The organism is Phormidesmis sp. 146-12 (assembly GCF_052939495.1).
Map to the genome: position 1 here is coordinate 13,358 of NZ_JBJPHS010000010.1, position 12,014 is coordinate 25,371.

A 12,014-nucleotide genomic window follows, 5' to 3' on the forward strand; every position below is an offset into this window, starting at 1 on the left:
ACAAGTAAAAGGATAGATCAAATCGCTGACCCAAAAGAAATCGGTCGCCGTTTCACGTTGATCCCGCTTTCCTCTTTACAACCAATCGTCTTCGTCATCCCAATTATCCTGATTGTAGTCGGGTCGAGCAGGACGCTTTTTAGGAACATCACTGCGGTTGGGGCGACGGGTTCCACCAGCATCGTTGCCGCTGTAAGGGCTGTTGTAGGGAGCGCTGCGCGGTTCACGTTTGGGAGGATTGTAGTCGCGGTTTCCGTTAGCGGTGTCGTTGTTGCGGCTGTCTCGTCTGGGTGCGTCATATCCATCGCTGCGTGGCGATCTCTCCGAGTTACCCCCAAGGGGTCGAGGCGCTTGAGAGTCAGATCGTCTGGGCGCTTCATAAGGGCGGTTTCTCGGTTCTTCAGAAGAGCGATCGTCGTAAGGGTCGCGTCTGGGTGCCTCGTAGGGATCTCGATCGTCGTAAGAGTCGCGTCTGGGTGGGGTGTTGTAGTCGCGATCGTAGGGATCTCGCTTGGGCGGATCGTAGTTGCGAGAAGATCCATAGTCGTAGTTGTCGCGTCCGTTTAGACTGCCGCCTCGCTGGTTATTCCAGTAGTCGTCGCGTCGGGCCCCATAGTCGTAGGGATCACGAGGAGCACCGTAGTAGTCGTAATCGTCTTCGTCGTCTAAGAAGAAGTTTTTGATCGATTCAAAGAATCCGCCTTCTTCGTCGCCCTGAGTCTGTTGGTAGACTTCTCGATTCAAATCGTACAGAGCATCCTTGAGGTCAGCTTCAGCAATATCTACACTGCGATCGTCGTTATTGGCCAGTCCTTCTCTCAATCGCTGGACGAGAGGCTCAATTCGAGAGCGATAGGAACTGACAAACTGCATTCCAAAGTCCAGTGTGGCTTCTCTAAGCTGTCGTTCTGCTTGAAAGGTTAGCGCTTCCGCTCGATTGCGTTTCTCGACTTTTTCTTTACGAAGGCGATCGACTTCTGCAAATTCTTCGGCGTTCCGCATCATCTGCCGCACTTCGTCCTCACTCAAGGTTGAGGCTCCCTGAACGGTGATGCTCTGTTCGCGTCCGGTCGTGCGATCCATTGCGGTGACTTGCAAAATGCCGTTTGCGTCGATGTCAAAGGAAACCTGCACTTGAGGAATGCCCCGTGGTGCGGGTGGAATGCCCATCAGCTTAAAGCGACCCAGAGACTTATTGCCCGATGCCATGTCGCGCTCACCTTGCAGAACGTGAACTTCGACCATCGTCTGATTATCTTCGCCCGTCGAGAAAATATCCGATCGCCGCGTCGGAATCGTCGTATTGCGAGGAATCAGCTTTTTCATCACGCCGCCGATCGTCTCTAACCCAAAGGACAACGGTGTGACATCCAACAGCAGAATATCTTTAAGTTCACCTGCCAAAATGCCCGCCTGAATCGCCGCTCCGACAGCCACCACTTCATCGGGATTGACGTTCTGATTGGCTTCTCGATTGATCAGCGATCGCACCACCTGCTGCACCATCGGAATTCGGGTCGAACCGCCTACCAACACAATGTCATCAATGTCGTTCGGAGTCATTCCCGCATCCCGAAAGGCTTGCTTGAGCGGCCCACGCAGTCGAGACAACAGATCGCTACACAGCCCTTCAAACTGCGATCGAGTCATCCGCGTTTCGATATGTTTGGGTCCATCTTCGGTCGCAGTGATAAAAGGCAAATTGATTTCGGTGACAGAGACCCCAGAAAGCTCAATTTTGGCTTTTTCGGCCGCTTCAGTCAGTCGTTGGAGGGCTTGGCGATCGCGTCTCAAATCAACTTTCTCAGTTTCTAAAAACTGCTCGGACAGAAAGTCCACAATTTTCTTATCGAAGTCATTGCCGCCCAGTTGAGTGTCGCCGCTCGTAGCTTTCACTTCAAAGACCCCATCGCCCACTTCCAAGATTGAGACATCAAAGGTGCCACCGCCGAGATCAAAAACGAGGATTGTTTCAGCTTGACCGCGATCGAGTCCATAGGCGAGAGATGCGGCCGTCGGCTCATTGAGAATGCGTTTGACATCCAATCCAGCGATGCGTCCAGCGTCACGAGTCGCCTGTCGTTGAGAATCGTTGAAATAAGCGGGAACGGTAATGACTGCGCCAGTAATCGACTCTCCTAGATAGCGACTGGCCTCATCGGTCAGCTTTTTGAGAATCATGGCCGAAATTTCTTCGGGCGCAAAATCTCGCTCCAGTCGAGGACACTTGATTTTGATGTTGCTCGATTCGTCTTTGCGGATGGTGTAGGGCACCCGTTTTGACTCTGGACTGAGTTCTGAATACTTTCGACCGATAAAGCGCTTTACGCCAAAAAATGTATTCTGTGGGTCAAGCACCGATTGTCGTCGGGCCATTTGTCCGACCAGACGTTCGCCTTCTTTGCTGACTCCGACAACTGAGGGAGTAGTTCGCATTCCTTCGGCGTTGGCGATGACAACTGGCTTGCCGCCCTCCATGACTGCCACCACCGAGTTCGTAGTTCCCAGGTCTATTCCAACGACTCTTCCCATGCCCTGCGACGCTCCTCGCTTGTCTAAAACTAATGAATTTTGAGAGCTTTTGCTGGACTCATTCTATCTTGCTAATGGAGAAGTCAAGGGTCAAATCGGCGCGATGTTGAAATCCGGGTACTTAGACTGAAGACCGGAGATGTTAGACCGAAGACGTTGACATTATCCTTTTCAAAGTCCAGAGTCCTGAATTCTACGATCGCTCCCCACTTTAACTCTCCTGAAGTTTTTGAACGTGCTGCTGAAGGTCTTGAATCGTGAAGACTGCTTTGAATTTTAAGCCTTGCTGCTGATAAAACTCTGCGCCTCCTTGCTGACGATCGACCAGCGAAATCACTTCTTCAACCTGATAGCCTGCGTCCCGGAGGCGATCGACCGCCTTCATCGCCGATTGTCCCGTCGTCACCACGTCTTCTAGCACTACGACTGGACTGTTTTTGGGCAAGGTTGGGCCTTCGATATAGGCTTGGGTGCCGTGTCCTTTGGCTTCTTTGCGGACAATGAGTGCCGCCAGCGATCGCCCTTCATACGCTGCAACCACACTGGTCGCGGTCACGATCGGATCAGCCCCCAACGTCAGACCCGCCACAGCCACCGTTTCAGAAGGAATCAAAGGTAAAAGAATCCGTCCCGTCGCTAAGCCGCCCTGAGGATGAAGCGTAATCTGTTTGCCGTTGATGTAATAGGTGCTGCGTTGTCCAGACGAGAGCAAAAAGTCGCCTTCTCGATAAGCCACCTCACAGAACAGATCCAAAAGTCGTTCTCGTAAGTCGGTCATTTCAACCGTTGCCCAAGAAAAGTTTGTTTGAGATTCCATCAAATTTTGCGTCCGATCGCTCATAGGTAGGGCAGACTAGTGTTATTAACTGTCAAAAGAAAGGGGTGAAAACGTTTTGAGGTTTGAATTCTTAAAGTTGAAGAAGATCCTCAATTCAAATCTCAAACCTCAAAACTTTTCCCTGATCTTAGACTCAAATCGTAAGCTAACATTGAGCGCAATACGGAGGAACTGAATCTTATGGGCGTGAGGTTAAAGAATTTGATTGGTGCAGGGGTAATGGCTGCTTCTACCCTATTTGCGATCGCCGCACAAGCACAAGACAGACCCGCTGTGTTTAGACCGAGAGAAGCGGTGCCAGATGCAGTTGATCGGGCGTTTGACGTGAATGTTTCTGACTATCGCGGCCCCAAGTTCTCAGTTCAGACTCTAATTGGGACGGGTGCCTTTCCTGAGAATGCGATCGCTCGTAATGGCGAGCATATTCATCGTCTATACCGAGATTTGCTGACCCAGCAGGTTTCTAACGACCCTATTATTCGCACGACTGACCTACCTAACCCTTACAACACGTCGATTTTGACGCTGCCGACCGCTAATGTGAGCAATCGAGTTGTAGGTGGTGAGTTGGTGTTTGAAGGCGCGACTGGGCGCTGAGGATTGTAAGGTAAGTCCAATCAATCCGAAGAGCAGCGAAACGCATCAATTGTAGGTTGGTGGTTTTTAGGTTGGTGGTGCGTTTCGCATGGCTCAATACACCCTACAGATTACGTTTTTTTGCAAATTCAGCGAATTGGCAGCCATTACGTCTGTGTGCTAAAGCTCTGGTTTGTCATATTTGGTTTGTCATGCGCCGTGCTGGAATCGAACCAGCCTGAAGGCGAATTATGAGTTCGCTACCTCCCCAATCGGTCAACGGCGCTAGTAGAAAGACACGATCGCGATCCCTGCCGTATTTTAGCTTGAGAAATGGGTTTGCAGCGATTGCCGCCGTGATGTTTTTTAAAGAGATCGTCTCTACGTAAACTTAGCGAATACAATTGGTCAGCCATTTGGGTCTCACGGCTCAACGCTCTCAAACAACACTCCCTCAAATCTGCAATGCGAATTAATCCGACCGTCGCCCTCACGCTCATTTTGCTCACGTTTATGTTTGGAGCAGGGATTGTGAGTGGCGCTTGGGGATTTGCGATCGGGCGAGAAGCTCTCAAAGGAATCACTCAACCCGATGCCCGTCCGACGAATAAGGTCAACAAAAAAAACACGTCGGGGCGCGGGGAAGACCTCGTGATTCTCAAAGAAGACGACATTCTCAAAAAGGTAAAAGACCGCATCGAGGGCGGCACTCCCAAATCGACAATGCCTCCCAGTCCCAGTCCTTCGCCCAAGGTGGAAGATAAGCAGACCAGTCTTCCTGGCAAGTTTCCGTTTGTGAGTCGAGATAAGGGAGTGACGATCGAGCTAACCGCCGTCCGGCAGCAGGCGGATTTTGTGGTCTACGATGTTGCCCTCAAAAATGAAGGAACTCAGCCCGTCAAGTTTCTCTACAGCTTTCTCAATATCGCCGATGAGCAGGGCCGGGCTTTGACCGCAGATACGATGGGTCTCCCGACCGATTTGCCTGTAGGTAGCCAAAAATTTACAGGGACATTCAGCATCTCAACGGCTCTTTTAGATAAGGCTCAAAAGCTTTCAGTGCAGTTGACGGACTACCCCGACCAAAAGCTGCAACTCAAATTGTCAGATGTCCCAGTCCGATAAAGCTGGGGGCACAGGGACTCATCTAATAGACATCTAGGCGTTGCTGATTGGAGGGGTGAATCTGTGGGAAGTGTCCATCTTTTCGCCCCCTAAATCCCCCAAACTTGGGGGACTTTGAACCTTGGGGTTCCCGCCGCTTTGGGGCAATTCATCCCCTGATTCAGCAACGCCGACATTGAATAGACGTTAATTAATAACGTGGGGAAGAGGAGACTCAGAAACGAGCGGAGTATGATCAGCCAATTCCCTGGTTTGCTTTTCTAAGATCTGCTTCCCTAATCTGATTCTCTAAATTGTCATTCTTGATTCGCAAATGATTGCCCCTTTTGCGGTTGTCCTGCAAAACTCAAGCTGGACAGATATCTTGCTAAAATTCTTGTCGGTGCTGCTGCTGATTACGATTAATGCGTTCTTTGTAACAGCAGAGTTTTCGATCGTCTCGGTGCGGCGCTCGCGGATCAATCAGTTGGTTGACGCAGGAGATATTCAAGCGAGAACGGTTCAGGATTTGCAGCGGAGCATCGATCGTCTACTTTCGACGACTCAGTTGGGAATCACGCTGTCGAGTTTGGCGCTGGGCTGGATCGGGGAAAGCACAATGGCCATCTTGGTTGCAGCCTGGATTGCTCAGTTGCCACTGTCGGCTTCTACTGTCCAAACGCTGTCTCACTCGCTGGCGATTCCGATCGCCTTCCTGTTGATTGCTTATCTGCAAATTGTTTTGGGCGAATTGTGTCCCAAGTCGGTGGCGATGCTCTACTCCGAAGAGATTGCGCGATTTTTGGGGCCGTTTAGTTTGGCGATCGCTCGATTTTTTAATCCCTTTATCTGGGTTCTCAATCAGTCTACGCGCCTCTTGCTGCGGCTGGTGGGCATTCAGTACGCGGGGCAGGGCTGGTACAACCAGGTCACCCCAGAAGAATTGCAGCTAATTATCGCCACCTCCAGCGAATCGACGGGACTGGAGGCCGAAGAACGAGAACTGTTGAGTAATGTGTTTGAGTTTGGCGACGTTCCGGCGAGTGAGGTGATGGTGCGCCGACCGAATATGACTGCGCTCTCGATCGATGCAACGGTGCGAAATTTGCTTGAAGAAGTGGCTCAATCAGGGCATTCTCACTATCCGGTGACCGGGGAATCGCTGGATGATATCTGCGGCATGGTTCACTTTAAAGAACTGGCAGAGCCGCTCGTTCAGGGCACACTAAATTTGGAAAGTCCGATTAAACCGTGGGTGAGTCCAGCCCGATTTGTTCCTGAGTACACGCCTCTGGGAGAATTGCTGTCTTTGATGCAGCGATCGCGTCAGCACATGGTGATTGTCGTGGATGAGTTTGGCGGCACTGCGGGGCTGGTCAGTTTGCAGGACATCGTGACGCAGATTATCGGAGATTCTCCCGAACCGGAAAGCGAAGAGACGCGATCGATTCAGGTTTTGGACGAAAACACCTTTCTCGTTCAGGCTCAGATGAATTTGGAAGAAGTGAATGAGCAGTTGCGGTTGGATCTACCGCTTACCGATGAATACCAGACGCTGGGCGGCTTTTTGTTCTACCAGTGGCAGCGCATTCCCAGTTCTGGCGAGGCTTTGCAGTATGGCAACTATGAACTGACGGTCGTCTCCGCGGAAGGGCCGCGACTGCATCAGATTCAAGTCCACCGCATTGAGCCTGGAGCGGGCGACTCTCTGCGCGTATCTCGACCAGATCATCAACAAAGTCTGTCGAGTGGTGAAGACTTCAAGCATTGAGGGGCAGACCTGGACTGGTTTATCTACTAAATCTGTGACCAGCGCTAAAAAACTACATCCAAAGGCATAAAAACATCGAAACCGAAAAACATATCGTTTAAGGGAACTTCGATAATGCTTTGAAATTCTTCATAATTAATGTTGCTGTGTTAGTATCTGGATGTTTGAGGAGAATTTACGGCTGATCATCAGCTTATTTTCGGTGGTGGAGGAGTAACACGAGTGAAAGGTAGTATACCGATCGGGTATTCAAGTCTCTACGTGCAGCGAAATCAGCTAGAACCTATTCGCATCGGTGTGATTGGGGTCGGCAATATGGGGCAGCACCATACCAGAGTCTTGAGTATGCTCAAGGATGTTGAATTAGTTGGCGTTTCAGATATTAATGTAGAGCGAGGGTTGGACACGGCAAGCAAATATCGTGTCCGATTTTTTGAGGATTATCACGATTTACTGAAACATGTGGATGCCGTTTGTATTGCGGTTCCGACTCGTCTGCATCATTCAGTGGGGATGGCTGCTTTGAATGCGGGGGTGCATGTGTTGATCGAGAAACCGATCGCCGCCAGCATTGCTGAAGCTGAGTCTTTGGTAAATGCTGCCGCAGAGTGTCAGTGTATTCTGCAAGTTGGGCATATCGAGCGATTTAACCCGGCTTTTCAAGAACTCAGCAAGGTGTTGAAGACTGAAGAACTGCTGGCGATCGAGGCCCATCGGATGAGTCCTTATTCCGATCGAGCCAATGATGTATCGGTCGTGTTGGATCTGATGATTCACGACATCGATCTGATGCTAGAACTGGCCGCTTCTCCGGTTGTGAAGTTAACTGCAAGTGGCAGTCGCGCTTCGGACTCTGGCTACTTGGACTATGTAACCGCAACGCTGGGTTTTGCAAACGGCATTGTTGCAACGCTGACCTCTAGCAAAGTGACGCACCGCAAGATTCGCCGCATTGCTGCTCACTGCAAAAACTCTCTGACAGAAGCTGACTTTCTCAACAATGAAATTCTAATTCACCGTCAAACGACTGCTAACTACATGACGGATTATGGTCAGGTTTTGTATCGCCAAGATGGACTGATCGAGAAGGTTTACACCAGTAATATTGAGCCGCTTCATGCAGAGTTAGAACATTTTGTCGGGTGTGTGCGCGGGGGCAATCAGCCTTCTGTCGGAGGAGAACAGGCGCTAAAAGCCCTACGTCTCGCCAGTCAAATTGAACAAATGGCGCTAGACGGTAAGGTTTGGCAAGCCAAAGATAACAAGGTTGTCGAACTCGATACGCCTGCGATGGCGGTCTGAAAGACGATCTCTTCGAGTGACCCGCAAGGGGTCGATTTGAGTTAGCCGCAAGAGATCGATTCAATCTAGCTTTAATTTCTACAGGGTGGACATGGAGTCTACCCTTTTTTGTTTAAAATCTTCTGCTTCTAAGATCTACAGGCGTTGCTGAATCGGGGATGAATTGCCCCAAAGCGGCAGGAAACCCAAGGTTCAAAGTCCCCCAATTTTGGGGGATTTAACGTGAATTCGATGAGAGTTTTTCCACTTCGTTGTTCACGGCTTTTGCCCCCCAACCCCCCAATCTTGGGGGACTTTAAGAGAGGAGTTCTGGTTCAAAGTCCCTCACTCGTGGGGGATTTAGGGGGCGTTCCTGGAGCTAAAAGCGAAGCGAAGCGTTCATCGAACTGACGTGGATTTAGGGGGCGAAAAGATGGACACTTCCCACAGATTCATCCAATCAGCAACGCCGATCTACAAATACGTCAATCAACGCTTTTTGATCTTGCATTTATCTTCTCAAACATTGAGCGATCGTCGCCACCACCGATCGAGACAGCGCACTCAAATCGTAGCCCCCTTCTAGCCCAAATACGACTTGTTTGGTTAGCTGCAAACAATAGTCTGTAAAGATTCCGTAGTCGTTGGGCTGTAGAGAAATTCCTGCTAACGGATCGTCCTGATTGGCATCGTAGCCCGCACTCACAATCAACAAATCGGGCCGAAAATTGGAGAGAAACGGCATGATCTTTTGTTCAAAAAGGGGTTGGTAATCTGCGATCGTACTCCCCGCTCTCATGGGCAAGTTTAATACATTTTGGTGAAAGCCCTGCTCACTCGCTCGGCCCGTTCCTGGATACTGAGGCGACTCATGTAATGAACAAAATGCAATGTTGGAATTGGTTTCGACGATCGCTTGAGTGCCATTGCCGTGATGGACATCCCAATCGAGAATAGCGACCCGGTTTGCCCCTTGTTTTAGAGCATGATGAGCGGCGATCGCGGCATTACTCAACAAGCAAAATCCCATTCCTGTATCTGCGATCGCGTGATGCCCTGGAGGACGCGCCAAAACAAAACTCGGCTCTCCTGCTTGCAGTGTGTAATTAACGCCATCCAACCAGGCGTTTACCGCCAGCAGTGCCACTTCAAAACTGCGAGGAGACACGGGTGTATCGCCATCAATGTGACCGCCGCCCCGATTAGCGAGTTGCCGAACGGCTTCGACATACTGCGGATCGTGAATTTGCTGAATCAGGGAAAGCGGCGATCGCGCTTCTACGGTCGTTGGCTTGCGCCATTCAAGCTGATGCGCCCAGGATGCTGTCTGGAGTGCTTTACAAATCGCCGTTAATCGCGCTGGCTTTTCGGGGTGAAAGTGTCCCGTCTCGTGCAGCAAAAATTCGTCAGAGTAGAAGACAGGAAACATCGGCAGAGACTCGATTGCATTGCCTTTAGTATAGAAAACGATCGCGGTTTTCAGAAATTTCAAAACTCTTTTTGATTAGACTGTTTGCTTTAGAACAATAATCATGCTATAAAGACTGTACGAACTCAAATAGTTCTGTATCTAACAAATCTTGTATCCAACAAATTAAGGTATCCTCCAATGTCCAAAGCCACAATTCAACTCGACCAGGGCACCCACTATCTCTGCACCTGTGGATGGTCAAAAAACTTACCTTTCTGCAATGGCGCTCACAAGGGTAGTTCGTTTCAGCCCAATGTTGTAGAACTCAAAGCCCCCGCAGCGATCGAGCTTCCCGACACCACAAATTCTCACGCTTCTCAATCCACTTAACCATCACTCGCTTCAACACTGGAGCCATCACTATGAAGATATCTTTGTTAACGCTGGCGGTCATCTCTACAGCAGTCGTTAATTTCAGTTTTGTGACCCACGCTTCTGCTGACGAAGCTCAAAAAGCGGCGATCGTACCCAGCACTTTAAGCCCTGCCAACAATACCCTCACCCCGTTTGAACTAGTTTTTGGAGCTTATCAAGGGCACTTTCAGACTCAAGGAATTCCAGAAGGAACAACGCTGGTTTTTGCTTACCAAATGGGTCGCCTTTCTGCTCAAGAAGTCGTAGAACAAGCGATCAAAACCAACTTGATTTCTAGCCAACTCAACACAACAGGCTATGTCAATGCAGTTGATAGCTTACTGCGAGGTTTAAACGGTCGTTAGCCAGCGAGAAGCGATCGGGATGGTTAAGTCTCGATCGCTCCATTTGCGGAAAAACTCTCTCTACAGTCCATCCGCTTATTCTGCATTCACGCTCTATTTCACAGCATCTTTGGGAACCCAAACCGACACTGAGCCTGCTTCACAGCGAAAATCAGCCCAACCTTTTTCATCCGTTGTGATGGGTTCGTCGATATGTTCGGTGATGTCAATGTAAGTGCGATTAGGCTGTCCGACTTCCATATATTTGCTGCCAGCGTCCCCATTACTCAAAATGACGGCCATGCCTCCCGGTTGTTCATCGGTGCCCAGTCGCGTCCAGCCGATCGTATTGGCATGGTCAAAATAATCGTACTGCTCTCCATAGGCAAATGTTTGACGGGCAAAAAGCATCTTGTCAATCAAGAATTGGTGGCTGTCTAACCAGATCTCATGCTCCTGTCCATCGTTCCCCGTATCTTTGTAGTTAGCGCCGTAATAATCCGCGTAAAAGATGCAGGGATAGCCTTCACTTCTGAGCAAAATTAACGCATAGGCAAGCGGCTTAAACCAGGGTTCGACAACCGATTCAAGAGACTGCAATGGCTGAGAGTCATGATTTTCGACCAGCGTTACGGCCAGCGTCGGCTGGTGTTGAACCATTGTCCCGTCAAAGATTTGGCGCATATCGTAGCTGTTGCCCGACTTGCTGGCGACGTGAAAATTGTAGTGAAGCGGTGCGTCAAATAGTGTGACCTTCCCATTCGTCATCTCGACGAAACTGTGTAGGGCTTCGACATCATAAGACCAATACTCACCGACCGCAAAAACTTCTCTTCCCACATAGTGACTAACGTGATCTAACCATTCTCGAAAGAAGTTAGCAGAGACATGTTTGACAGCATCAAATCTAAACCCATCGACATTGGTTGTATCAATGTACCATTCGCCCCAGTATTTGAGTTCTCCAACAACTTCGGGATGGCTCATGTCTAGATCACAGCCCATCAAGTAATCAAAGTTGCCTTTTTCTAAATCAACGTTGCGATCGAACTCTTTACCTTTAAGCAGATAGATAGGGTTCTCTTCGGTGTTGTAGGCGTTGTAGTCGATCGCGTCAAAGTGCCACCAATGCCATTTCATTTTGGAGTATTTGTCACCTCGACCCGGAAAGGTGAAACCCGTCCAGGCTTTAATCTTCTGGTATTCGCCAACGGTGTCAAAGCGATTATCAGGATTAAAGGGGGTGGCTTCTACTTCCTCTTCTTCATCGGCACCCAACTTGTGATTGAAAACGGCATCTGCGTAGATTTTGATTCCGACACTTTGCGCCTTCTTGATCGCATCAATATATTCTTGATTGGTGCCGTACTTTGTCCGAACGGAGCCTTTTTGATCAAACTCGCCGAGGTCAAACATGTCGTAAACGCCATACCCCACGTCATAACCGCCCCCAGTGCCTTTATAAGCAGGAGGCAACCAAAGTGAGGTTACGCCAACTTTTGCCAGTTCTTCTGCCTCTTCTGCAACTTGTTTCCACAGGCTCCCATCGGCGGGATTGTACCAGTGGAAGTATTGCATCATAACCCCATTGAGTTCAGACATATTGCCTCGATTAGAAGATTGTAGTTAATGAATTTTTTGAGAATTGAGCAGGCGCAATCAGAAAATTTGAGCAGTTGTTTCCTCTTTGCTAAAGGATTTTACGAGGTTTAGCAAGCTTTATCTATCTGCCTAGAGAGAAGT

The 12,014-nt window shown here is 49.5% G+C and carries 11 protein-coding genes and 1 tRNA gene; 7 read left to right on the forward strand and 5 right to left on the reverse strand.

Annotation, left to right across the window (positions count from 1 at the left end; translation table 11 throughout):
• Window positions 1-75: 75 nt before the first annotated feature.
• Together dnaK and pyrE are read right to left on the reverse strand one after the other, a co-directional pair.
• A complete protein-coding gene (gene dnaK / locus ACKFKF_RS06610) occupies window positions 76-2,532 on the reverse strand; it encodes a molecular chaperone DnaK (RefSeq protein WP_446866952.1) in 2,457 nt (818 codons plus the stop codon).
• 211 nt (window positions 2,533-2,743) lie between these two features.
• Complete coding sequence (gene pyrE, locus ACKFKF_RS06615) at window positions 2,744-3,349, reverse strand: orotate phosphoribosyltransferase (protein ID WP_446866953.1); 606 nt, start codon at window positions 3,347-3,349, stop codon at window positions 2,744-2,746.
• 240 nt (window positions 3,350-3,589) lie between these two features.
• On the opposite strand from pyrE, the gene ACKFKF_RS06620 reads away from it, so the two are divergent.
• Window positions 3,590-3,967 carry a hypothetical protein gene (locus ACKFKF_RS06620; RefSeq protein ID WP_446866955.1) on the forward strand — a complete coding sequence of 126 codons (378 nt, stop codon included), beginning with the start codon at window positions 3,590-3,592 and terminating at the stop codon, window positions 3,965-3,967.
• Between the two features lie 192 nt (window positions 3,968-4,159).
• Here ACKFKF_RS06620 and ACKFKF_RS06625 read toward each other — a convergent pair.
• Window positions 4,160-4,232: transfer RNA gene (locus tag ACKFKF_RS06625), tRNA-Ile, on the reverse strand.
• Here ACKFKF_RS06625 and ACKFKF_RS06630 point away from each other — a divergent pair.
• From ACKFKF_RS06630 to ACKFKF_RS06645, 4 genes are all read left to right on the forward strand, one after another.
• Entirely contained in the window at window positions 4,198-4,335 is a 138-nt protein-coding gene (locus ACKFKF_RS06630; protein WP_446866956.1) for a hypothetical protein, read from the forward strand. The genes ACKFKF_RS06625 and ACKFKF_RS06630 overlap by 35 nt on opposite strands.
• 76 nt (window positions 4,336-4,411) lie before the next feature.
• A complete protein-coding gene (locus ACKFKF_RS06635) occupies window positions 4,412-5,071 on the forward strand; it encodes a hypothetical protein (protein WP_446866958.1) in 660 nt (219 codons plus the stop codon).
• 313 nt (window positions 5,072-5,384) lie between these two features.
• Window positions 5,385-6,821: a hemolysin family protein gene (locus tag ACKFKF_RS06640; protein WP_446866959.1), complete on the forward strand. Its 1,437-nt coding sequence runs from the start codon at window positions 5,385-5,387 to the stop codon at window positions 6,819-6,821.
• 222 nt (window positions 6,822-7,043) lie between these two features.
• The gene (locus ACKFKF_RS06645) at window positions 7,044-8,123 is read left to right on the forward strand and encodes a Gfo/Idh/MocA family oxidoreductase (protein WP_446860058.1); all 1,080 of its coding nucleotides are present in this window, start codon (window positions 7,044-7,046) and stop codon (window positions 8,121-8,123) included.
• A gap of 490 nt (window positions 8,124-8,613) precedes the next feature.
• Here the strand turns inward: ACKFKF_RS06645 and ACKFKF_RS06650 are convergent, their stop codons facing one another.
• Window positions 8,614-9,594, reverse strand: coding sequence for a histone deacetylase family protein (locus ACKFKF_RS06650; RefSeq protein ID WP_446866960.1), 981 nt, complete (start codon window positions 9,592-9,594; stop codon window positions 8,614-8,616).
• 117 nt (window positions 9,595-9,711) lie between these two features.
• Between ACKFKF_RS06650 and ACKFKF_RS06655 the strand changes: the two genes are divergently transcribed.
• A complete protein-coding gene (locus tag ACKFKF_RS06655; protein ID WP_446866961.1) occupies window positions 9,712-9,903 on the forward strand; it encodes a CDGSH iron-sulfur domain-containing protein in 192 nt (63 codons plus the stop codon).
• Window positions 9,904-9,935: 32 nt separating this feature from the next.
• Window positions 9,936-10,292 (forward strand): hypothetical protein, encoded by a 357-nt coding sequence (locus ACKFKF_RS06660; RefSeq protein WP_446866962.1) that lies wholly within the window; start codon window positions 9,936-9,938, stop codon window positions 10,290-10,292.
• 93 nt (window positions 10,293-10,385) lie between these two features.
• On the opposite strand, the gene ACKFKF_RS06665 is transcribed toward ACKFKF_RS06660, so the two are convergent.
• The gene (locus ACKFKF_RS06665; RefSeq protein WP_446866963.1) at window positions 10,386-11,873 is read right to left on the reverse strand and encodes an alpha-amylase; all 1,488 of its coding nucleotides are present in this window, start codon (window positions 11,871-11,873) and stop codon (window positions 10,386-10,388) included.
• Window positions 11,874-12,014 lie beyond the last annotated feature (141 nt).